Source organism: Sinomonas humi (assembly GCF_000802235.1).
In the GTDB taxonomy this organism is placed as follows: Bacteria; Actinomycetota; Actinomycetes; order Actinomycetales; family Micrococcaceae; genus Sinomonas; species Sinomonas humi.
The window spans coordinates 129,471-151,419 of record NZ_JTDL01000152.1 but is presented as its reverse complement, the minus strand read 5'-3'; the positions used below and the strand labels follow the sequence as shown (position 1 = coordinate 151,419).

The 21,949-nt window shown below is 67.9% G+C and carries 18 protein-coding genes; 11 read left to right on the top strand and 7 right to left on the bottom strand.

Annotated features, from left to right (window positions below; genetic code table 11):
* Nucleotides 1-81: 81 nt before the first annotated feature.
* The 3 genes from LK10_RS20120 to LK10_RS21085 all read right to left on the bottom strand — a co-directional run bounded on the left by LK10_RS20120 (nt 82) and on the right by LK10_RS21085 (nt 1,780).
* Entirely contained in the window at nt 82-816 is a 735-nt protein-coding gene (locus LK10_RS20120) for a hypothetical protein (protein ID WP_043127936.1), read from the bottom strand.
* 205 nt (nt 817-1,021) lie between these two features.
* On the bottom strand, nt 1,022-1,153 hold the full coding sequence (locus LK10_RS22905; protein WP_269429540.1) for a hypothetical protein: 132 nt from the start codon (nt 1,151-1,153) through the stop codon (nt 1,022-1,024).
* Nucleotides 1,154-1,294: 141 nt separating this feature from the next.
* On the bottom strand, nt 1,295-1,780 hold the full coding sequence (locus LK10_RS21085; RefSeq protein ID WP_052207623.1) for a hypothetical protein: 486 nt from the start codon (nt 1,778-1,780) through the stop codon (nt 1,295-1,297).
* A gap of 226 nt (nt 1,781-2,006) precedes the next feature.
* On the opposite strand from LK10_RS21085, the gene ilvD reads away from it, so the two are divergent.
* The 6 genes from ilvD (at nt 2,007) to metG (ending at nt 10,954) form a co-directional block, all read left to right on the top strand.
* Nucleotides 2,007-3,734 (top strand): dihydroxy-acid dehydratase, encoded by a 1,728-nt coding sequence (ilvD, locus tag LK10_RS20110; RefSeq protein ID WP_043127933.1) that lies wholly within the window; start codon nt 2,007-2,009, stop codon nt 3,732-3,734.
* 328 nt (nt 3,735-4,062) lie between these two features.
* Nucleotides 4,063-5,937, top strand: a complete 1,875-nt coding sequence (locus LK10_RS20105; RefSeq protein ID WP_043127930.1) for an acetolactate synthase large subunit — start codon at nt 4,063-4,065, stop codon at nt 5,935-5,937.
* A gap of 3 nt (nt 5,938-5,940) precedes the next feature.
* Entirely contained in the window at nt 5,941-6,453 is a 513-nt protein-coding gene (gene ilvN / locus LK10_RS20100; RefSeq protein WP_043127927.1) for an acetolactate synthase small subunit, read from the top strand.
* Nucleotides 6,454-6,508: 55 nt separating this feature from the next.
* Complete coding sequence (gene ilvC, locus LK10_RS20095; RefSeq protein ID WP_043127925.1) at nt 6,509-7,534, top strand: ketol-acid reductoisomerase; 1,026 nt, start codon at nt 6,509-6,511, stop codon at nt 7,532-7,534.
* A gap of 140 nt (nt 7,535-7,674) precedes the next feature.
* On the top strand, nt 7,675-9,270 hold the full coding sequence (gene serA / locus LK10_RS20090) for a phosphoglycerate dehydrogenase (protein ID WP_043127923.1): 1,596 nt from the start codon (nt 7,675-7,677) through the stop codon (nt 9,268-9,270).
* 124 nt (nt 9,271-9,394) lie between these two features.
* Nucleotides 9,395-10,954, top strand: a complete 1,560-nt coding sequence (metG, locus tag LK10_RS20085) for a methionine--tRNA ligase (RefSeq protein ID WP_043127921.1) — start codon at nt 9,395-9,397, stop codon at nt 10,952-10,954.
* A 15-nt stretch (nt 10,955-10,969) separates the two neighbouring features.
* Here the strand turns inward: metG and LK10_RS20080 are convergent, their stop codons facing one another.
* The 4 genes from LK10_RS20080 to LK10_RS20065 form a co-directional block, all read right to left on the bottom strand.
* Entirely contained in the window at nt 10,970-13,465 is a 2,496-nt protein-coding gene (locus LK10_RS20080; protein ID WP_043127919.1) for an FtsX-like permease family protein, read from the bottom strand.
* Between the two features lies 1 nt (nt 13,466).
* Nucleotides 13,467-14,231 (bottom strand): ABC transporter ATP-binding protein, encoded by a 765-nt coding sequence (locus LK10_RS20075; RefSeq protein ID WP_043127916.1) that lies wholly within the window; start codon nt 14,229-14,231, stop codon nt 13,467-13,469.
* Nucleotides 14,232-14,364: 133 nt separating this feature from the next.
* The gene (locus LK10_RS20070; RefSeq protein WP_043127915.1) at nt 14,365-15,042 is read right to left on the bottom strand and encodes a response regulator; all 678 of its coding nucleotides are present in this window, start codon (nt 15,040-15,042) and stop codon (nt 14,365-14,367) included.
* Between the two features lie 49 nt (nt 15,043-15,091).
* Nucleotides 15,092-16,297: a sensor histidine kinase gene (locus LK10_RS20065; RefSeq protein WP_043127912.1), complete on the bottom strand. Its 1,206-nt coding sequence runs from the start codon at nt 16,295-16,297 to the stop codon at nt 15,092-15,094.
* Nucleotides 16,298-16,395: 98 nt separating this feature from the next.
* Between LK10_RS20065 and LK10_RS20060 the strand changes: the two genes are divergently transcribed.
* The 5 genes from LK10_RS20060 (at nt 16,396) to LK10_RS20040 (ending at nt 21,923) form a co-directional block, all read left to right on the top strand.
* Nucleotides 16,396-17,484 carry an acyl-CoA dehydrogenase family protein gene (locus LK10_RS20060; RefSeq protein WP_156144277.1) on the top strand — a complete coding sequence of 363 codons (1,089 nt, stop codon included), beginning with the start codon at nt 16,396-16,398 and terminating at the stop codon, nt 17,482-17,484.
* Nucleotides 17,478-18,860, top strand: coding sequence for a bifunctional PIG-L family deacetylase/class I SAM-dependent methyltransferase (locus LK10_RS20055; protein ID WP_043127906.1), 1,383 nt, complete (start codon nt 17,478-17,480; stop codon nt 18,858-18,860). The genes LK10_RS20060 and LK10_RS20055 overlap by 7 nt, the downstream gene beginning before the upstream one ends.
* The gene (locus LK10_RS20050; RefSeq protein ID WP_052207622.1) at nt 18,857-19,591 is read left to right on the top strand and encodes a glycosyltransferase; all 735 of its coding nucleotides are present in this window, start codon (nt 18,857-18,859) and stop codon (nt 19,589-19,591) included. The genes LK10_RS20055 and LK10_RS20050 overlap by 4 nt, the downstream gene beginning before the upstream one ends.
* Nucleotides 19,592-19,657: 66 nt before the next feature.
* Nucleotides 19,658-20,710 (top strand): 3-isopropylmalate dehydrogenase, encoded by a 1,053-nt coding sequence (locus LK10_RS20045; RefSeq protein WP_043127902.1) that lies wholly within the window; start codon nt 19,658-19,660, stop codon nt 20,708-20,710.
* Nucleotides 20,711-20,810: 100 nt separating this feature from the next.
* A complete protein-coding gene (locus LK10_RS20040) occupies nt 20,811-21,923 on the top strand; it encodes a branched-chain amino acid aminotransferase (RefSeq protein ID WP_043127899.1) in 1,113 nt (370 codons plus the stop codon).
* Nucleotides 21,924-21,949: the final 26 nt, after the last annotated feature.

Genomic DNA, 21,949 nt, shown 5'->3' with positions numbered 1-21,949 from the left:
GGGAGCACGCCCTTGTGGCCGGCGATGAACTGCAGGGTCGCCTCGCCGCCGGACACTGGCGGCGGGCGGAGCGCAGGGCGCTTACGCCCCGAACTGCACCGCGTCGACCTTCCAAGTGCCGCCCTCGTTGGCCATCGTGACGCTTGCATTCGCGAGCTCGTTCGGGTCGATGGCCTCGGGCTGCCCGGGTGTCGTCCAGCGGCTGTCCGTCACGGGTGCGCCGTCGGGGCCCATGTACTGACGGCTCAAGTAGCAGAAGACGTGCCCCGTCTGCAGGGCAGACCCGGCACTCGTGTGCAGGGTGCACTCCATTCCGGTCGTCTGGACCGTGAAGCCTGCGGCGTGGACCTCGCTCTGGCCTGGGGTGAAGTCGGCTGGGAACGAGCTCGCCATGTGGGCGGTGATGAGGCCCTGCGACAGGAGCTCGTCGCGCGCACCTGCCGGCGAGGGGTATTTGGGTGCAGCCTCGTTCATCAGGACGGGGAGTACCCGATAGATCGTGTCGCGCGCCTTGGTCTCCTCAGGGGTGAGGGCGCCTGCGTAGCCGGGGCCGTCAATCTGAAGCGAACGCAGGGTCGGCGCCACGACGGGAACGCTCACGCTGGACGGCGAGGCAGACGACGGCGAGGCAGACGACGCCGGGGAACTCGCCGTCGTCGTCGGGCTGCTCGACGGCGACGGGCTGGCACTGCCGGTCGTGGCGCTACCGCTCGCCGCAGCCTGTGGCCCCGCCGCACTGCAGCCCGCGAGGGCGGCACCCGACGAGAGCGCGAGGAGCGCAAGGCTCGAGGCGAGCAGAAGCTTTCTGGCAGTCATTCCACGTCCTTCCTGCGGACCTGATCCTGGCGGACCCTGTCTCGCGCAGACCATGTCTTGTCGACTTGCTCTGCCAACCTACGCGACTTCACCGGCTGACTCATGCAACGCCTCTGGCGTGGTGAGGCGCGGGTTCAGACAGGCCAGGCCGGCATGTGCCGGCGCGGACGCGGCAGCTCGGACGTGCTGGTCCCGGACGTGGCAGCTAGGCGATGCGCCCGCCGCGACCCGAGCGGTGGCGGCCATTTCCCGCGGTGGAGGAGTCCCGGTGGAAAATCGTCCAGCCGGCGACGCCCGCCAGCGCCGCGAGCGACAGGATGATGGGGAGCCAATCCATGCCCGACCTCCCTCGAACCGCACCGTGCCCGAGCAGCCGAACTGGGATATGCCCTTCGAGCGGGCAAGCGCCTGGTCGGCAATTCGAGCCTCTGGGGCAATCAAAGACCTGCGCCCGCAATGTGTCCAGAGCGGGAGGTGCTCAGAGCGCGCAGAGTTCGCGCATGAAGGCAGTGAAGTCGTCCGCGTCGTCTTCCTGCTCGACGGTCCGAGGTGTCGCGGTGCGCTCCGGGCTGTCGAGCTGACACAGGGACCGGACGGTGAACGAGAACTCGCGGCCCGTGCTCGTCCCTACGTCGAATGCCCCTGGTGCTGGCTCGGCAGCATATGCGAGGTTCGTGAGGTCGATGGTCCAGGGGCGGCCGACTGCTTCGAGCGTCCGGCGGTCGAACGGCGCGATGACGAGTTCGATGGGCTGCCTCCGGTAGCCCAGTACGACGCCTCGCGGCATCGGCGTCCCCGTGAATGGGCCGTCGAGCATGCCGCCTGCTTCTGCAGCGCAGACGAGGTTGTACGACCCGTAATTGGGGATCTGCCCGTCAAAGACGCGGTGGAGCGCCGCCTTGAGCGCTGCGTCTGATGCTGCGGGGCCTCTTCCGTCCCCTGGGGGCGGATGCTGGCTGCTCACGCTTGCTCCTTTCGCCGCCGCGCCTCCCAGTCTACGGACAGGTCGGTTCGGGAATGAGGCCCCGCCGTCCCGTTTTCGAATATGGACTGGAGGGGGGCGTGAGGCAGCAATCGTCTGTCCACCATCCGAGCGTGAGTCCGAATGCTGGACGAAACATTGGCGGAATTTCGCGGAAGCTCCCCTTTCCCGGTCGGGGGGAGTCTTCTGGCGGTCATAGACTCTCCCCATGACCGAGCAGAGCCAAACCTCCCCAGCGCCCACTGAGGGCGTCGACATCAAGCCGCGCAGCCGCGTCGTGACCGACGGCATCCACGCGGCCCCGGCCCGCGGCATGCTTCGCGCCGTCGGCTTCGGCGACGAGGACTTTGCCAAACCACAGGTCGGTATCGCGAGCTCGTGGAACGAGATCACTCCCTGCAACCTCTCGCTCGACCGCCTCGCAAAGGCGGCGAAGGAGGGCGTCCACGCGGCGGGCGGCTTCCCCATGCAGTTCGGGACCATCTCGGTCTCGGACGGCATCTCCATGGGCCATCAGGGCATGCACTTCTCCCTCGTATCGCGCGAGATCATTGCTGACTCGGTCGAGACCGTCATGCAGGCCGAGCGCATCGACGGCCAGGTCCTCCTGGCGGGCTGTGACAAGTCCCTGCCGGGCATGCTCATGGCTGCCGCCCGCCTCGATGTCTCGAGCGTCTTCCTCTACGCAGGCTCGATCATGCCTGGGTGGGTCAAGCTCGAAGACGGCACGGAGAAGGACGTCACGCTCATCGACGCCTTCGAGGCCGTCGGCGCCTGCGCCGCAGGTCGCATGTCAAAGGGGGACCTCGACCGTATCGAGCGAGCGATCTGCCCCGGCGAAGGTGCCTGCGGCGGCATGTACACCGCGAACACGATGGCCAGCGCTGCCGAGGCTCTCGGCATGTCGCTCCCGGGCTCAGCGGCTCCGCCCTCGGCTGACCGCCGCCGCGACATGTTCGCCCACCGCTCGGGCGAGGCAGTCGTCAACCTTCTGCGGCAGGGCATCACGGCGCGCGACATTATGACCCGCGAGGCGTTCGAGAACGCAATTGCCGTCGTCATGGCCTTCGGCGGCTCGACCAACTCCGTGCTGCACCTCCTGGCCATCGCCCGCGAGGCCGAGGTCGAGCTCGAACTCGAGGACTTCAACCGCATCGGCGACAAGGTCCCCCACCTCGGCGACCTCAAGCCGTTCGGCCGCTACGTCATGTACGACCTCGACCGCGTCGGCGGCGTGCCCGTCGTCATGCGCGCCCTCCTCGACGCGGGCCTCCTGCACGGCGATGCGCTCACGGTGACCGGAAAGACGGTCGCCGAGAACCTCGAGGAGATCGCTCCGCCGGACCTCGACGGCAAGATCGTCCGCGCCATGGACAACCCGATCCACAAGACGGGTGGCCTGTCCGTGCTGCGCGGTTCGCTCGCCCCGGAGGGCGCGGTCGTGAAGACGGCCGGCTTCGACGCCCAGGTGTTCGAGGGCTCTGCGCGCGTCTTCGAGCGCGAGCAGGGTGCGCTCGATGCTCTGGACAACGGCGAGATCAAGGCCGGGGACGTCATCGTCATCCGCTACGAGGGTCCCAAGGGCGGCCCGGGGATGCGCGAGATGCTCGCCATCACTGGCGCCATCAAGGGCGCTGGGCTGGGCAAGGACGTCCTGCTCCTCACGGACGGCCGCTTCTCTGGCGGCACCACGGGCCTGTGCATTGGGCACGTTGCGCCGGAAGCGGTCGACGGCGGTCCCATCGCCTTTGTGCGCAATGGGGACCGCATCCGTGTGGACATCCCGAACCGCACGATCGAACTGCTCGTCGACGAGAGCGAGCTCGAGGCACGCCGTGACGGCTGGGAGCCGCTCCCGGCCCAGTTCACGAAGGGCGTCCTGGCCAAGTACGCCAAGCTCGTCCACTCAGCCAGCGAGGGCGCGGTCCTCAACTGACGCTGGCGGTTCGGAGGGATCAGGGGCGGCCGGGTCCGAGGGCTCGGCCGCACCCGGTCTCACTTGCTGGATAGATGTCCGGATAGTGAGACCGCTAAGTCGCAGATTGACACTCTCACGAGGAATTGTGAAGACTGTGGGCATGCAGACCGTTTCGACCGACATGGTGCTCAATGTCGTCGTCCTTGCCAAGCGCGTGGCTTACTGAAGCCGCCACTGGCAACGTTCTGTCACGCGCAACCCCTCGGAGAGCCGAAACGCTCCAGGGGTTGTTTTTATTTGAGCTGAGCACAGCTCCTTCGCCACGAAGATCCTAAGGAAGAGACTGATGAGCAAAGGAACGCCGATCAGCCCATCGCTGATGGCTTCGAAGCCGTCTGCGGCCAAGGCCGCGGATTCTGTCGACTCTGTCGACTCTGCCTCTGCCGTCCTGGGGCCCAACCGAGTAGTTGAGCCTACAGAGATGACTGGATCTGAAGCAATCGTCCGCTCGCTCGAGGAACTTGGCGTGGACGATGTCTTTGGTCTTCCGGGCGGCGCGATCCTGCCGACCTACGACCCTCTGATGGCTTCGAAGATCAACCACGTCCTGGTGCGCCACGAGCAGGGCGCCGGCCACGCTGCCCAAGGGTATGCAATGGTCACGGGACGTGTCGGCGTCTGCATTGCCACGTCGGGTCCGGGCGCCACCAATCTGGTGACCGCGATCGCCGACGCGCACATGGACTCCGTTCCCCTCGTCGCAATCACCGGTCAGGTCGCGAGCGGCGTCATCGGCTCCGACGCCTTCCAGGAAGCGGACATCGTCGGCATCACTATGCCGATCACGAAGCATTCGTTCCTCGTCACCCGAGCAGAAGACATTCCGCACACCCTCGCGGAAGCTTTCCACCTCGCGTCGACGGGTCGCCCAGGCCCCGTCCTGGTCGACGTGACGAAGGACGCCCAGCAGTCGAAGATGGTCTTCAGCTGGCCGCCCAAAGTGGACCTCCCGGGCTACCGTCCTGTGACGCGCGGGCACAGCAAGCAGGTGCGCGAGGCGGCTCGCCTCATCGCAGCCTCCGCCAAGCCCGTGCTCTACGTGGGCGGCGGCGTCGTCAAGGCCAACGCGGCAGCCGAGCTGGTGCAGCTTGCCGAGACGACGGGCGCCCCCGTGGTGACGACGCTCACCGCACGCGGTGCGTTTCCGGACTCGCATTCCCAGCACGTCGGCATGCCCGGCATGCACGGCTCGGTCTCGGCCGTCACAGCGCTTCAGCAGGCGGACCTCCTCATCACCCTCGGGGCTCGCTTCGATGACCGCGTGACCGGCGTTCTGAGCTCGTTCGCACCGAATGCCAAGGTCATCCACGCTGACATCGATCCGGCCGAGATCTCCAAGAACCGCACGGCCGACGTCCCGATCGTGGGTTCGGTCAAGGAGATCCTCCCCGAGCTCACCGAGGCCGTGCGCGCGATCCAGGAGAGGGACGGCGGTACCGACCTCGCTCCTTGGTGGGCGTTCCTCAACAAGCTCAAGGAGGACTACCCCCTCGGCTGGACCGAGCCGGAGGACGGGTTGCTCTCGCCGCAGAAAATCATCCAGCGGATCGGCGAACTCACCGGCCCTGAGGGCGTGTACGTCGCGGGCGTCGGGCAGCACCAGATGTGGGCCGCCCAGTTCGTGAAGTACGAGCGCCCCCGCGCGTGGCTCAACTCTGCCGGCCTCGGCACGATGGGCTACTCGGTTCCGGCAGCCATGGGCGCCAAGGTCGGCAATCCCGAGCGCACGGTCTGGGCGATCGACGGCGACGGCTGCTTCCAGATGACCAACCAGGAGCTTGCCACGTGCACGCTCAACAACATCCCGATCAAGGTCGCCGTCATCAACAACTCGTCCCTCGGCATGGTGCGCCAATGGCAGACCCTGTTCTATGACGGCCGCTACTCGAACACGGATCTGCACACTGGAGCCGAGACCGTTCGGGTTCCCGACTTCGTCAAGCTCGGGGAGGCCTACGGGTGTGCGTCCTTCCGCGTCGAGCGCGAGGACCAGATCGACGAGGTCATCATGCAGGCCCTCGAGATCAACGATCGCCCCGTCGTCGTCGATTTCGTGGTGAGCCCGAACGCGATGGTGTGGCCGATGGTCCCCTCCGGCGTGAGCAACGATCTGATCCAGGTGGCCCGCAATTCCACGCCAGTGTGGGAAGAGGAGGACTGAGGCATGGCCCGCCACACCCTGTCCGTGCTGGTCGAGGACAAGCCAGGCGTGCTGACGCGCGTCGCAGGCCTCTTCGCCCGCCGGGCGTTCAACATCCACTCGCTCGCGGTGGGACCCACCGAGGTCGACGGGATCTCGCGCATCACCGTCGTCGTCGATGCGGAGGGCGACCTCCTCGAACAGGTGACCAAGCAGCTCAACAAGCTCGTGAACGTCATCAAGATCGTCGAGTTGCTCCCCGAGAACTCGGTTCGCCGCGACCACCTGCTCATCAAGGTCCGGGCGGACTCGATGACGCGGGTCCAGGTCACCCAGGCAGTCGAGCTGTTCCGGGCGTCGATCGTCGACGTGTCGACTGACGCGGTCGTTGTTGAGGCGACCGGCACAACCGAGAAGCTCGACGCCCTGCTGACCGTCTTGGAGCCGTTCGGCGTCCGCGAGATCGTCCAGTCCGGGACGCTCGCGATCGGACGCGGTTCGCGGTCCATGAGCGATCGCGCCCTGCGCGCGAGCTAGCGCCGTCTTTCAAGCCCAATAGAGATTTTCCAGTGAAGAGCCAAGGAGATATCAAGTGACTCACCTCTACTACGACGACGACGCCGACCTGTCGATCATCCAGGGCCGCAAAGTCGCCGTCATCGGCTACGGCAGCCAGGGGCACGCGCACGCCCTGAGCCTGCGCGACTCAGGCGTGGACGTCCGAGTCGGACTCGCCGAGGGTTCGAAGTCGAAGGCCAAGGCTGAGGCCGAGGGCCTCCGCGTCCTCCCGGTTGCCGAGGCAGCCGAGGAAGCCGACCTCATCATGATCCTGACCCCGGACCAGGTCCAGGCGAAGGTCTACGCCGAGTCGATCGCCGATCACCTCAAGGCTGGCGACGCCCTGTTCTTCGGCCACGGCTTCAACATCCGCTATGGCTTCATCAAGCCCCCGGCGGACGTCGACGTCGCGCTCGTCGCCCCGAAGGGCCCGGGCCACATTGTGCGCCGCGAGTTCGAAGCCGGCCGCGGCGTTCCGGACCTCATCGCCGTCGAGCAGGACGCTTCGGGCAAAGCCAAGGAGCTCGCCCTCTCCTACGCGAAGGCAATCGGCGGCACCCGCGCCGGCGTCATCGAGACCACGTTCACCGAGGAGACCGAGACCGACCTGTTCGGCGAGCAGGCCGTCCTCTGCGGTGGTGCGTCCCAGCTCATCCAGTACGGCTTCGAGACCCTCACTGAGGCTGGCTACAAGCCGGAGATCGCGTACTTCGAGGTGCTCCACGAGCTCAAGCTCATCGTCGACCTCATGGTCGAAGGCGGCATTGCCAAGCAGCGCTGGAGTGTCTCCGACACCGCCGAGTTCGGCGACTACGTCTCCGGCCCGCGAGTCATCGACGCGCACGTGAAGGAGAACATGAAGGAAGTCCTCAAGGACATCCAGGACGGCACCTTCGCGAAGCGCTTCATGGACGATCAGGCAAACGGCGGGAAGGAGTTCCTCGAGCTGCGCAAGAAGGGCGAGGATCACCCGATCGAGGCAACGGGCCGCGAGCTCCGGAAGCTGTTCTCGTGGATCAAGCAGAACGACGACTACACCGAGGGCTCTGTGGCCCGCTAGTCATCGTCCAAGCGGCGGGTGCGGATTCGCGCCCGCCGCTTCGGCTGTCCCGCCGAGGAGAGTGCTCCCGCTCACATTCTCGGCGTCCCCACCACCCCTGTATGAAGCATCCCGCCTGACCCGACCGGAGAGGTCCGCCCGTGTCCAACGAGAAGCCCGTCGTCCTCCTCGCCGAGGAACTGTCCCCCGCCACTATTGAGGCCCTCGGCCCCGACTTCGAGATCCGCCACACCGACGGCGCCGATCGCTCCCAGCTCCTTCCGGCGATCGCGGACGTCGACGCGATCCTGGTCCGTTCCGCCACCAAGCTGGACGCCGAGGCGATCGCGGCTGGCAAGAAGCTCAAGGTCATTGCGCGTGCAGGCGTCGGCCTCGACAACGTCGACATCAAATCCGCGACGCAGGCTGGCGTGATGGTCGTCAATGCGCCGACCTCGAACATCGTCTCCGCCGCTGAGCTCACGTGCGGGCACATCCTGAGCCTCGCGCGCAACATTCCGGCCGCCAACGCCTCCCTCAAGGGCGGCGAGTGGAAGCGCTCCAAGTTCGCTGGCACAGAGCTTCTCGACAAGACGCTCGGCGTCATCGGCCTCGGCAGGATCGGCGCGCTCGTTGCCGCCCGGATGCAGGCGTTCGAAATGAACGTCCTCGCGTTCGATCCCTACGTCACGTCAGCACGCGCCGCGCAGCTCGGCGTGAAGCTCGTGACTCTCGACGAGCTGCTCGCGCAGAGTGACTTCATCACGATCCACATGCCGAAGACGCCCGAAACCCTCGGCATGCTCGGCGCGGACGCGTTCGAGAAGATGAAGTCGACCGCCTACGTCGTCAATGTGGCGCGTGGCGGCCTCGTCGACGAGGACGCCCTCACCAAGGCCCTTGAGGCCGGGCAGATCGCCGGCGCGGGCATCGACGTCTTCGAGAAGGAGCCGAGCACCAACCTGCCGTTCTTCGAGTACCCAAACGTGGTCGTCACACCGCACCTCGGTGCGTCGACGGACGAGGCCCAGGAGAAGGCCGGCATCTCGGTCGCGAAGTCTGTGCGCCTCGCCCTAGCCGGTGAGCTCGTCCCGGACGCCGTCAACGTCGCCGGCGGCGTCATCGCCCCCGACGTTCGCCCCGGAATCCCGCTCATCGAGAAGCTCGGCCGCATCTTCACGGCGCTCAGCCACGAGCCCGTCACGCAGATCGATGTCGAGGTCGCGGGGGAGATCGCATCGCTGGACGTGAAGTCCCTCGAGCTCGCCGCGCTCAAGGGCGTCTTCACCGACGTCGTTTCCGAAAAGGTTTCCTACGTCAACGCGCCGGTCCTTGCAGAGCAGCGGGGCGTAGCGGTTCGCCTCCTCACCACTTCGGAGGCCGAGGACTACCGCAACGTCCTCACGATCCGCGGCCTCCTTTCGGACGGCACCCAGGTCTCCGTCGCGGGTACGCTCACTGGGCCCAAGCAGATCCAGAAGCTCGTGGGCATCAACGGGTATGACCTCGAGATCCCGATCTCGGAGCACCTCGTGGTCATGAGCTACACCGACCGCCCCGGCGTCATCGGCACGATCGGCCACATTCTCGGAATGAACGGCGTGAACATCGCCGGCATGCAGGTGGCCCGCGCGGAGCAGGCAGGCGAGGCGATGGCGCTCCTCACCGTCGATTCGAAGATCCCGGCCAACGTGCTCGAGACCGTCAAGAGCGATATCGGCGCAACCGCCGTCCGCGAGATCGACCTCGAGGACTAGCTTCTGAGGGCACCTCGCCCCAGCAGCCCACGACGACGGCGGACCCCACCACGTGTGGTGGGGCCCGCCGTCGTCCGTTGACGCATTCGCCGCAGTGGCCTCGCGCATCCGGTAAATTCTTAGGGTGACGTCCGCATCCGGGAAGACCCCTTACTACATCACTACCGCCATCACCTATCCGAACGGCGAGCCGCATATCGGCCACGCGTACGAGTACATCGCTGCCGATGCGATGGCGCGTTTCAAGCGGTTGGACGGATTCGACGTCTTCTTCATGACGGGTACAGATGAACATGGCCTGAAGATCGCCCAGTCGGCCCAGAAGTCGGGCATCACGCCCAAGGAGTTCGTCGATCGCAACGCGGAGCTCTACAAGGAGACCCATGCCGCGCTGGGAGTGAGCTACGACCGCTTCATCCGCACCACCGATCCCGAGCACTATGAGTCCGCTCAGGCGATCTGGAAGCGGATGGAGGCAAACGGGGACATCTACCTCGACAAGTACGAGGGCTGGTACTCGGTGCGCGACGAGGCGTACTACACCGAGGACGAGACGGTCGTGCGCGACGGTGTGCGGTACACGAAGGAGACGGACACCGAGGTCACATGGACGGCCGAGGAGAGCTACTTCTTCCGCCTCTCCGCCTATCAGGAGAAGCTGCTCGCGCTCTACGAGGCTGAACCCGAGTTCGGCGCCCCCCAATACCGCTTCAACGAGGTCATCTCGTTCGTGAAGCGCGGCCTCGAAGACCTCTCCATCTCGAGGACCACCTTCGACTGGGGAATCCCCGTACCCGACGCGCCCGGCCACGTCATGTACGTGTGGGTTGATGCGCTCACCAACTACCTAACGGGCGTAGGGTTCCCCGACGTCGAGTCCGAGACGTTCCGCAGATACTGGCCCGCGGACGTGCACGTGATCGGCAAGGACATCTCGCGCTTCCACGCTGTCTACTGGCCGGCGTTCCTCATGAGCGCTGGGATCGAAGTGCCCAAGCGCGTCATGATCCACGGCTTCCTGCAGAACAACGGCGTCAAGATGTCGAAGTCGCTCGGCAATGTCGTGGCGCCCCGCGACTTCATCAGCCAGTACGGCCTCGACCAGGTGCGCTACTTCCTGCTCCGTGAAGTGCCGTTCGGAGCCGACGGCAGCTACAACCATGAGGCGATCGTCGGCCGCATGAACGCCGACCTCGCGAACAACCTCGGCAATCTTGCCCAACGCTCGCTCTCGATGGTCGCGAAGAACCTCGACGGTGTTGTGCCCGAGCCCGGCGAACTCACAGACGCCGACCGCGCCCTGCTCGACGCGGCCGGAGGTCTGCTGGAGGCCGCCCGGGCAGCGTTCGAGAAGCAGGAGTTCAGCCGTGCCCTCGAAGCGATTTGGGGTGTGCTCGGAGACACGAACGCCTACTTCGCCGAGCAGGCCCCCTGGGTGCTGCGCAAGACGGACCCTGCCCGCATGGCGACCGTCCTCTACGTGACGCTCGAGGTCCTGCGCATCGTTTCGATCCTCGTCCAGCCGGTCATGCCGGCCTCTGCCGGGCAGCTGCTCGACGTCCTTGGCCAGGACGAGGGAGCAGCGCGCGAGTTCGCGGCGCTCGCGACGCCGATTGCGCCCGGCACGAAGCTGCCCGCGCCGGCTCCCATCTTCCCGAAGTACGAGGAGCCGGCGCAGGCATAGCCTGTCCAAGCCCAGCTACTCGATCGCGAGCCCGGCCACGGGGGAGAGGCGCGCGGCGCGTCGGGCGGGAAGCACCGATGCCCCGAGGCCGGCAGCCGCGGCGACGACGATGACGGCAACCACCTGAGCCCACGGGATCACGGCGGTGACGGTAGCGAAAGTGCCGAGGGCGCTCTGCGCACCGAGCCAGCCGTAGAGGATGCCCAGCGCGGTGCCGATCACGGCAGCGACGCCCGCTACGAGGACTGCCTCAAGAGCCAGCATCCCGCGCAGCTGTCCACGCGTTAGGCCGAGGGCTCGCAGGAGCGAATTCTCGCGAGTGCGCTCGAGCACGGACAGCGAGAGGGTGTTGGCCACGCCGATGAGCGCTATGAGCACCGCGACGGCCAAGAGGCCCGTGACGACGAGCAGCAGTGTGTCGATGACCTGCGTGAACGTGGCCTTCTCGATCGCCGCGCCGGAGACCTCTGACTCCTGCACGCCCAAGGCCTGGGCAACCTGGGTCCTCAGCGTCGCTACTGCTGAACCATCGAGCTTCGGGTCAACCGCGATCCAGACCTGTTGGGGCAGCTGGCCCGGGCGCGCTTGGAGCGTCCCAGGAAGGACGAGGGCGGGCAGGTCGGTCGCGGTGCCCGCCGTGCCCGCCAGAGACGCCGACCGCGGATCGACGCTTCCGCTTGCGCCCGGCCCGGGCGAGACGGCGGGAGGCGTCGCCGTCGCACCGCGTGGGAGCACGATGCCTCCGGGTGCCGGCCGGTCCGCTGGGCTCTGGATGACGGCGGCCGCATCCGAGGCGCTGATCGCGTAGACGGGGGCGTACGCCGCGCGCGGGGTGCTGTGCGTCTGGACCGAGCCGACCGGTGTGAGGACTGCGGACGCCTCAACTCCGGACAGTGCTCGGACGTCGGCGAGCTGCTGGGCCGTGAAGGGAACGCCTCCTGTGCCGTTGACAGCCATGTCGACTGGGAAGTGGCGGTCGAGTGAGGAACTGAGGGCCGTCTGTGCTGTCGCGGCACCCGTCATCATCATGGTCACGAGCGTCACACCGATCACGAGCGCCGAGGCGGTCGCGGTGGTCCTCCGCGGGTTGCGGACGGCATTGACCGCGGCCATCCGCGCGGGGACTCCCGCCGGTGCTGCCAGGAGCCCCGCGGCGGCGACGAGCCGGGGGACGAACAGCGCGGCGGCGAGCACGATTCCGATGAACGAGACGGCACCTGCCGGGATCGCGAGCAGGAGATTCCCCTTCGCGGCGCCGATCCCGAGGCCCACAGCGCCGAGGGCCGCAAGCACGACGCCGGTGGCGAGCCGCACGCGGCCCGCTACACGGCGGAGGGACGGCTCGTCGGAGGGGCGGAGCGCCGCGAGCGGCGAGACGCGGGTGGCTGCCCGGGCGGGAAGAAGGGCCGCCAACACGGTCAGGAGCGTGCCGACTGCGAGCCCCAAGGCGATCGACGACGCCGGCACGGCGAGTGTCGCGTACTGGTACCTCGGGTTCTGGGCGAGGAGGGCGACTACAAGCGCGACCACGCCGACAGCCACGGCAACCCCGAGCACGGAGGCGACGAGCCCAGTGACGACCGCTTCGACGACGACCGATGCTCGGATCTGCCGACGGCTCGCACCAATGCAGCGCAGGAGCGCGAGTTCGCGTGTGCGCTGGGCGATGAGGACTGAGAATGTGTTCGCGACCACCAAGCCCGCGACGAGCAGGGCTACCGCAGCGAAGGCGAGCAGGATGATGGTGAGCCGGTCGGAGCCCCCAGTGAAGGACTTGATCGTGGCCACAGTCTTCTGCGAGGGCGTCATGACGCTGCCCGGGGCCTGGTGAACCGCGGCGTCGAGCGCGGACGCCACGGTCGCCCCGTCTGCGCCGGGCGCGATGGCCACCGTGATCGAGGAGTAGACGGCCTGGCCGCCCGCGAGGGAGGAAAGGGTGTCCGCTGGTGCGGCGAACTGGGCGGCCCAGGACTGCTGCGGGTCTGTCGAGGCCGCCATGATGCCCGTCACCGTCGCCGTTGCCTCATGGGCCGAAGAGCTAGCTCCGGACGGCAGAAGTTCAAGGCTGCTGCCGATCGTCAACGCTCGTGCGGCGGCTGTCTTCGCATCCACAGCGACCTGCCCAGTCTTCGTCGGCCACGAACCGGACGTGAGCGCGACGGGTTCAAGCCGCTCGGACGGCGGCAGGTTCCGGATGAGCCCGCCGATAGTCGTCTCGCCGACCTTGGCTTGAATCTGGAGCTGCTGCTCGGCGTAGCTCTCGGCGACCCCAGAAGTCCGAGCCACGGCTGCGGCGTCTGCTTCGCTCAGGTGTGCGCCTTCCGCGGGAGGCGAGACGACGAGGTCCGCCCTCGCGTAGTCCTGGCCCACGCTCGCGACGAGGGACGCCGTCGTCGACGCATTGACCATAAGGGTCGCGGAGAGGAAGCCCACGGCGAGGAGGACCGCGAGGACAATCGCCACAAACCGCCCGGCATGCATCTTCAACTGGCTGAGCGCAATCTGCAGCATGCTAGCCCTCGACTTTCGCAAGTGCCGCGAGGACGGTTTCGACCGTCGGGTCCGTGATCGACCCGGCGAGGCGGCCGTCGGCCAGGAGCACGACGCGGTCGGCGTAGCTTGCGGCGACCGGATCGTGCGTGACCATGATGATGCTCTGGCCCATTTCACGGCTGCTCCGACGGAGCATCCCCAGCACCTCGGAGCCCGACCGGGAGTCGAGGTTTCCGGTTGGCTCGTCAGCGAAGACGACGGCCGGCCTCGTGAGCAGCGCGCGGGCGACTGCAACCCGCTGCTGCTGCCCCCCGGACAGTTCGTGGGGCTTGTGGTCGAGCCGATCCTGCAGCCCGAGCGTCGCGGCGAGCTGCCCAAACCATTCCTCGTCGACCTTCCCGCCGGCGAGGGTCACGGGAAGCGTAATGTTCGCCCGGGCCGTGAGCGTCGGGACGAGGTTGAAGGCCTGGAATACGAATCCGACCCGATCCCGGCGAAGCTCAGTGAGTGCCTTATCCGCGAGCCCGGTGAGTTCGGTCCCGCCGACCGTGATCGTACCCGCGTCAGCTGTGTCGAGGCCCGCGAGGCAGTGCATGAGCGTCGACTTGCCCGAACCTGAAGGGCCCATGATCGCGGTGAATTCTCCAGCAGGGAACGCGAGGTCAATGCCGCGCAGGGCCTCGACCGCGGTCTCGCCGCGTCCGTAGGTCTTGCGGAGGCCTCTGGCGGTCACAGCGTCATGGAGCGCGGACCGCGGCTGAGTGGATTCGGAGGTAGTGGTCATGGTTCCACGCTAGAAAACCGAGAGCAGCGCGGGGATCGCGCCGTGGGCTGATCTTCCGGCTCTCCGAACGGCACGAGCCTCATCCCATGGGATGAGGCATGGCAGAGGCATGAGGCACGGGACGGGGCCCGGACTACGGGACAACGACTCCCGTCGCGTAAGCGATCAGGACGATGTGCACGCGGTCCCTCGCCTGGAGCTTCGCGAGGATCCGGCCCACGTGGGTCTTCACGGTGGCCTCGGAGACGACGAGCGAGTCGGCGATCTCCGCGTTCGAGAGGCCGTGCGCAATGAGTACGAATACTTCGCGCTCGCGGGCCGTCAGCGTATCCACTGCCTGGGCGTCTGTGCTCGCCTCGGGGGTTGGTTCCCTCAGGAGCGCTGCCATGTGGTCGAGGAGACGACGGGTGGTCGACGGCGCGATGACCGCATCCCCGTGATGCACCGTGCGGATGGCGGCGAGGAGCTCCTCTGGCGGGGCGTCCTTGAGAAGGAAGCCGCTTGCCCCAGCCCTGATGGCGGACAGCGCGTACTCGTCGAGGTCGAACGTCGTGAGCACGACCACCTTTGGCCGCGGGGCTTGGCCTGCGGGCGGAGTCTGCGCGCCTTCGAGAAGGCGCCGTGTCGCCTCGATCCCGTCGAGGCGCGGCATTCGCACGTCCATGAGGACGACGTCGACCTCCGCCCGCCCGATCACGCGCACCGCTTCGAGCCCATCGCCGGCCTCGGCTACGACGCGCAGGTCCGGTTGTGAGTCGATGAGCATCCGGAAACCGCCGCGGACGAGTTGCTGGTCGTCTACGAGGGCCACCCGGATGGGCTGTCCGGAATGAAAAGCACGCTCTGAGAAGTCAGCGATGTCAGGCCTCCGTATAGGGGATGAATGCGCGGACGCGGAATCCGCCGCCCGGAAGAGGGCCGGCGTCGACCGAACCATCGTAGAGTGCCACGCGTTCGGCCATCCCGTGCAAGCCCTGGCCCTCCCCGCCTGAAGTGTCGGCCGCCGCGCCGCGTCCGTCGTCGGCCACGTCGAGCTCGAGGCCACGTGCGGTCCACCGCCTGACGACTGACGCTGCCGCCCGTGGGCCTGCATGCTTGAAGACATTGGTGAGGGATTCCTGCACGACCCGATACGCCGTGAGCTCAGCCCCCGCGGGAAGTGCTCCCCTCGGAGCGCCGTCGCCCTGGAAGCCGACGACGAGCCCAGCGCGGCGCACGGCGTCAAGGAGGCTGGGAAGGTCGTCGAGTGTGGGAAGGGGACGGGTCGGTGCGGCCCCGTCGCTGCGGAGGACACCCAGAAGCCGGCGCATCTCACGCAGAGAGCCACGGCCGGTCTCGCCGATGGTTCCGAGGGCCGCGACGGCGAGGCCGGGCTCCTGCGCCGCCGCGTAACGTGCACCGTCCGCCTGCGCGATGATGACCGAGAGCGAATGGGCCACGATGTCGTGCATCTCGCGTGCGATGCGGCTCCGCTCGTCGGCGGCCGCGAGGCCCCGCTCCTGCTCTCGCTCGACCTCGAGGCGCCGCGCACGGTCCTCGAGAGCCTGCACGGCCAAGCGACGCGCACGCGCGAGATCGCCGAGTGTCCACGCGACAAGCACGACGGCGCCGATCGCCACGCCTCCCACAAGCTGCACTGGCACGCGGACGCCGGCTTCGCCGGTCGAGAGGTAGGCGCTCGCCGTCATGGGCAGGACGAAGTAGCGCAGTACGAATAGGAACCCGCCGACGAGTCCAGCGATGAGGCCGCCCAGGCTTGCCCAGCGCGGCGCATAGGCCGCCAGCGAGAACACCGTCGCCAGCGCGAGAGCCTGTGCGGCGACTGGCTGGTTGCCCAGGATCACCTCGATGAGGCACGCCGCGGCTACCACTGCACCGGAGGCCACGGGCCGCGTACGGCGCCACGCGAGTGGGGCAATGACGAGTGCGGAGAAGACGAGCTCCCGTGGTCGGAAGGCGAACTCGTAGGGGGCGGAGAGGAAGAGGAAGAGGCCAAGGGCCATGAGCGCATCCACCCGACCGGGGTGGGCCTGGGCCCAACGGTACAGGCGGTGGTGCAGTCGCATGATTCTTGAGCCTAGACGCGCTCACCGGCGTGTGCATCAGGCCAAGGTCTGATTCCCGCCTCGCTCGCAGTGATGCTGCCCCCGGTAACGTGGCCTCCATGGACGAACCGAAGGAGAGATCCCTGCCTGTGCGCCTCCGCGCTCCTGTGGCGGCGCGGCGGCACGAGGCGTTCGACCTCGACGAACTCGCCGTGAGGGCCCGAGAGCTCGGATGCAAGGCACGGAAGCTTTCCGATGACTGGCCGCGAGCCGGGCTCAGCCTCGCAGCTGAGGTCGGGCGGCAGGCTCCCTGGCCGGGAGAGGGGAGCACGCTTGGACTCTGGGAGATCCTCGCGAATCTCGGGGCCGCTGACCTCGCGGTCGCGCGAGCGGTCGAGCCCCATCTCGACGCGCTTGCGATCCTGCACCAAGCCGGGCGTCCACGGCCCGAAGAGGGCACGACGTGGGGGGTCTTCGCGGCGGAGGGCAAAGACGCCCGTCTCGAAGCGCGTGAGACCGCAGACGGCTGGCGGCTCGACGGCGTGAAGCCATGGTGCTCCCTTGCCGCCGAGGTGAGCCATGCGGTCGTGACTGCTTACACGGGTGCTTCGAACCGGCGGGCCTTCGCGGTGCGGCTTCAGGCCCCCGGGGTCACGAGCGAGTCCTCCGAGTGGTCCCCGCACGGGCTCCGGGGCATTGTGAGCACGCCGGTACGCTTCGACGACGTCCCAGCCGTCCCAGTGGGCGACGACGGCTGGTACCTCGAGCGGGCCGGCTTTGCGTGGGGCGGCATGGGCGTCGCCGCAGTCTGGTACGGGGGAGCTCTCGGTGTAGCCCGGCGGCTGTGGTCGGGGTACACGTCGCGGGAGCCCGACCAGATCGGCCTCATGCAGCTTGGCGCTGCCGACCTTGCTCTCGGTGCTGCCCGTGCGGTGCTCGCCGAAGCGGCCGACGACGTCGATGCCGGACGCGCGGAGGCAGACTGCGGCGCGCTGCTCGCCCTGCGCGTCCGCGGGGTCGTCGCGGACGCCGTCGAGCAGGTCCTCAGAACAGTCGACCACGCGCTCGGACCAGCTCCGCTTGCGTTCGACGCCGAGCATGCCCAGCGCGTGGCTGACCTGCGCCTCTACGTGCGCCAGCATCACGCCGAACGCGACGCTGCCACACTTGGCCGATCGCTTCTCGCGGCAGGGACGATGCCATGGTGACCTTCAGCCATCACGATGCGAGTACCCCGGAGTCCGAGTGGCGCGGCGACACGATCACCCGGGACGCGCCCGACCTCGACCTCAGGGCCCACGGACGTCTCGTCGTCCTCGCGGCCCATCCGGACGATGAGACGCTCGGAGCGGGAGGGCTGATCGCCGAAGCCGGCCGCCGTGGCTGGCCCGTCGACGTCGTCATCGCCACCGATGGCGAGGGCTCCCATCCCGGCTCGCCCACGCACTCGCCTTCGAAGCTTGCAGCCCTCCGCCGACGCGAAGTGGAGGACGCCGTCCGGCTCCTCGCCCCCGGTGCTCGGATCCACTGTGCCGGCATCCCGGACGGAAGCGTCGCGGAGAACTCGAACACGCTCGCCCGAGTGTTGCGCACGGTGCTGAGGGAACGCGAGGGCCAGGTCCCCGCCGTCGTCCTCGCCGCGCCTTGGCGCCGCGACGGCCACACGGATCACGACGCCGCCGGGGAGATTGCGGCGCGCGTCGCCAAGGAAGCCCGGGCGCTGCTGCTCGAGTACCCGATTTGGCTTTGGCACTGGGGGACACCCGGCTGTGGGGACGCCCCGTGGGACCGAGGGCGCCGCTTCCGCCTCGACCCGGACCTCAGATCGAGGAAGGCAGCTGCCCTTGCCGCGCATGCGAGCCAGACGGGCCCGCTCTCGGAGCTGCCTGGCGACGAAGCGCTCCTCAGCCCAGGGATGCAGGAGCATTTCGACCGCGAGGCGGAGTTCTTCTTCGTGACACCGCCGCCTGACGTCGGCACTGCCCGCGATGCTCGTGCAGTGTTCGACGAGCTCCACGGCTCGGACCCGGACCCATGGCAGTTCGAGTCGAGCTGGTACGAGGCACGCAAGCGGGCCCTCACCCTCGCCTCGTTGCCGTCCCCGCGATACCGACGGGTGCTCGAGATGGGTTGCTCGATCGGCGTCCTCACCGGCGAACTTGCCGAGCGGGCGGACGCAGTCGTCGCGACGGACGTGAGCCAGCGCGCGCTCGACCTCGCCGCCGCCCGCATGCCCACCGCCGCAGCCATCGCGTGGGAACGGCGTCGGCTTCCTGCCGAGTGGCCGGAGGGACGTTTCGACCTGATCGTCATGTCCGAAGTCGGGTACTACTTCTCCCATGAAGAGTTCGACGACGTCGTCCGGCACTGCCTCGCGTGCCTCGACGACGGCGGCGCTCTCGTCGCCTGCCATTGGCTCGGCCCAATCGAGGGCTGGACGCTCACGGGAGCGGCCGTGCACGCGCGTCTGCGTTCCGAGCCTGGTCTCGCGTTGCTCGCCCACCACGAGGAAGAGGATTTTGTGCTCGATGTCTTCGTCAGGCCGCCCGCCGTCTCCGTCGCGCGTCGCGAGGGCATCGCGTGACGCCTCGCCTCCCGCCGCTTGAGTACCTCCCGGGAGCTGAGCCGACAGGCATCCGAGAGGTCGTCGTCGTCATCCCTGCGAAGGACGAAGAGGAGCTGCTCCCGCGTTGCCTCGCCTCGGTCGATGCGTCCCTCCGGCGGCTCGCGGTTGCGCAGCCCCGGGTCAGGGCGGCTGTCGTGGTAGCGCTCGACTGCTGCCGGGACGGCTCGGAACAGGTGGTCTCCCGATGGCCCGCGGTCCGCGGGGTCCGGCTGGAGGCGGGCGGTGCAGGGGCCGCCCGGGCGGCAGGGGTGAAGGAGGCGCTCGCGCTCACGGCAATGCCCCCGGAGAAGGTGTGGATCGCCTCCACCGATGCCGACAGCGCCGTCCCCGACTGGTGGCTCCTGCACCAGCTGGACCTTGCAGACGCGGGGATCGACCTCGTGCTCGGCACCGTGATCCCAGACCCCGAGGACGTGGCCCCCGATCGTCTTGCGGCCTGGCTCGCGGTCCATGAGCTCGCCGACGGGCACGGGCATGTCTTCGGCGCGAATCTCGGCATTCGTGCCAGCGCGTATCTGGCCGCGGGAGGGTTCCCGGAGGTTCCCGCCGGCGAAGATGCCGCGCTCGCCCAAAGGGCTAGGGAATTGGGAATGAACGTCCGAGCCAGCGACGGTGCGCGCGTGCTCACGTCGGGCCGGCTCCGCGGGCGGTCACGGGGAGGATTCGCGGACTTCTTGGCGGCCTTCTGACCCCTCGCCATCTTGTTATCTGAGACGAGTTGTTCAAGATGTGGATGGTCTTCCTACCGTGGGAGCATGACGCAGACTCTCGATCTCGCAGTGATCCCCGGCGACGGCATCGGACCCGAGGTGACGGCGGAGGCCCTCAAGGTCCTCCACCGGGCCCTCGAAGGGACCGGTGTCGAGGTCAAGGAGACTCACTACAGCCTCGGTGCCCAGCACTGGCTCTCCACGGGGGAGACCCTTCCGGCCGACGTACTGGAGGATATCCGCGGCCGGGACGCGATCCTGTTCGGTGCGATCGGTGCAGCCCCAGGCGACAAGCGCATTCCTTCAGGGCTCATCGAGCGCGAACTGCTCCTCAAGCTGCGCTTCACCCTCGACCAGTGCGTCAACCTCCGCCCGTCCCGCCTGTATGCGGGCGTCGGCAGTCCCCTTGCGGCGCCCGGCGAGATCGACTTCGTCGTGGTGCGCGAAGGCACCGAGGGCCCGTACGTGGGCAACGGAGGATCCATGCGCACGGGCACTCCGCATGAGATCGCGACCGAGGTTTCGGTGAATACGGCCTACGGTGTTGAGCGCGTGGTTCGAGACGCGTTCCGCCGGGCGTCCCTGCGTGCCCGCAAGAAGGTCACCCTCGTGCACAAGCACAACGTCCTCGTCCACGCGGGCCACCTGTGGAAGCGGACCGTCGAGGCCGTCGCCGCCGAGTTCCCCGAGGTGGAGCACGACTACCTCCACGTCGACGCCGCTACGATCTTCCTCGTGACCGATCCGGCCCGCTTCGATGTCATCGTCACGGACAACCTCTTCGGCGACATCCTCACCGACCTCGCCGGGGCAGTCACGGGCGGAATCGGCCTCGCCGCGTCCGGGAACATCAACCTCGACGGCACGGCACCTTCGATGTTCGAGCCGGTTCACGGCTCGGCCCCGGACATCGCTGGCCAGGAGAAGGCGGATCCGACCGCCGCGATCCTCTCGGCCGCGCTCCTGCTAGACCACGTGGGGCAGGGCGAAGCGGCGGCGCGCATCGAGGCCGCCGTGCGAGCCGACGTTGAGTCGCGAACACCGGGGGAGAAGCGCACGACGACGGAGATCGGCGACGCGATTGCGGCCCGAGTCTGAGGCGTAAGCTGTAGGCACTGACTGCCCAGGGGCCTCGTCCTTGGGGCATGCGCCGGGGGATGGATGCGCCAAGCGGGGCGCAAGACGATGTGGAGGAACCATGACTCAGAACGCCGTCGGCGTCGACTTCGCGCAGCGGCTCACCGACAACCCGACGACTGCGGAGCGGCGCGCCGCGATCCTTGAGGATCCGGGTTTCGGCAACTACTTCACCGACCACACTGCCGTGATCGACTGGACGATTGACGCCGAGGGCCGGGGTGGATGGCACCAGGCACGCATCGAGCCCTATGGTCCGATCGCCATGGATCCTGCCGCAGCCGTCCTCCACTACGGTCAGGAGATCTTCGAGGGGCTCAAGGCCTACCGTCACGCCGACGGGAGCGTATGGACCTTCCGTCCCGAGGCCAACGCCCACCGGTTCAACCGCTCCGCCAAGCGCCTCGCGCTGCCAGAGCTTCCGCCGGAGCTGTTCGTCGAGTCGCTTCGCCAGCTTGTCTCCGTGGACAGGGAATGGGTGCCCAACGGCGAGGGCGAGGCGCTGTACCTGCGCCCGTTCATGATCGCGACCGAGGCGTTCCTGGGGGTCCGGCCCGCGCGCGAAGTCTCGTACCGCGTCATCGCCTCGCCGGCCGGGAACTACTTCGGCGGTGCGCTCAAGCCCGTTTCGATCTGGCTGTCGGAGCACTACGCCCGTGCGGGCCACGGCGGCACCGGTGAGGCGAAGTGCGGGGGCAACTACGCGGCGTCGCTCGCTGCCCAGCTAGAGGCCGAAGCCCACGGCTGCAAGCAGGTGCTCTTCCTCGACCCGTACAACGACAACGCTGTCGAGGAGCTCGGAGGGATGAACATCTTCTTCGTGTTCACTGACGGCCGCGTCGTCACTCCCGCCCTCAACGGCAACATCCTCCACGGCGTGACCCGTGACTCGGTCCTCCAGCTTGCGTCAGACCGAGGTCTCTCCGTCGAGGAGCGCAAGATCACGATCGACGAATGGCGTGCGTCCGTCGCCGACGGGACCCTCGCAGAGGTGTTCGCGTGCGGGACCGCTGCCGTCATCACGCCTATTGGCGAGCTCAAGACGGCGGAGGGCTCCCTCGTTTCACCCGAGCCCGGCCCGGAGTCTGTCGCGATGAGCATCCGGGAGCAGCTTCTTGGGATCCAGACGGGGGCGGTCGAGGACTTCCACGGCTGGCTCACCCGGCTCGCCTGAGCACAGGTGCACCTTTAGAAGCAGGA

What these genes read in the sequence shown, in the direction of transcription:
- LK10_RS20120 (WP_043127936.1), bottom strand. Translation starts at nt 816, where the DNA reads ATGACTGCCAGAAAGCTTCTGCTCGCCTCGAGCCTTGCGCTCCTCGCG.
- LK10_RS22905 (WP_269429540.1), bottom strand. Translation starts at nt 1,153, where the DNA reads ATGGATTGGCTCCCCATCATCCTGTCGCTCGCGGCGCTGGCGGGCGTC.
- ilvD (WP_043127933.1), top strand. Translation starts at nt 2,007, where the DNA reads ATGACCGAGCAGAGCCAAACCTCCCCAGCGCCCACTGAGGGCGTCGAC.
- LK10_RS20105 (WP_043127930.1), top strand. Translation starts at nt 4,063, where the DNA reads ATGAGCAAAGGAACGCCGATCAGCCCATCGCTGATGGCTTCGAAGCCG.
- ilvN (WP_043127927.1), top strand. Translation starts at nt 5,941, where the DNA reads ATGGCCCGCCACACCCTGTCCGTGCTGGTCGAGGACAAGCCAGGCGTG.
- LK10_RS20080 (WP_043127919.1), bottom strand. Translation starts at nt 13,465, where the DNA reads ATGCTGCAGATTGCGCTCAGCCAGTTGAAGATGCATGCCGGGCGGTTT.
- LK10_RS20075 (WP_043127916.1), bottom strand. Translation starts at nt 14,231, where the DNA reads ATGACCACTACCTCCGAATCCACTCAGCCGCGGTCCGCGCTCCATGAC.
- LK10_RS20065 (WP_043127912.1), bottom strand. Translation starts at nt 16,297, where the DNA reads ATGCGACTGCACCACCGCCTGTACCGTTGGGCCCAGGCCCACCCCGGT.
- LK10_RS20060 (WP_156144277.1), top strand. Translation starts at nt 16,396, where the DNA reads ATGGACGAACCGAAGGAGAGATCCCTGCCTGTGCGCCTCCGCGCTCCT.
- LK10_RS20055 (WP_043127906.1), top strand. Translation starts at nt 17,478, where the DNA reads ATGGTGACCTTCAGCCATCACGATGCGAGTACCCCGGAGTCCGAGTGG.
- LK10_RS20045 (WP_043127902.1), top strand. Translation starts at nt 19,658, where the DNA reads ATGACGCAGACTCTCGATCTCGCAGTGATCCCCGGCGACGGCATCGGA.
- LK10_RS20040 (WP_043127899.1), top strand. Translation starts at nt 20,811, where the DNA reads ATGACTCAGAACGCCGTCGGCGTCGACTTCGCGCAGCGGCTCACCGAC.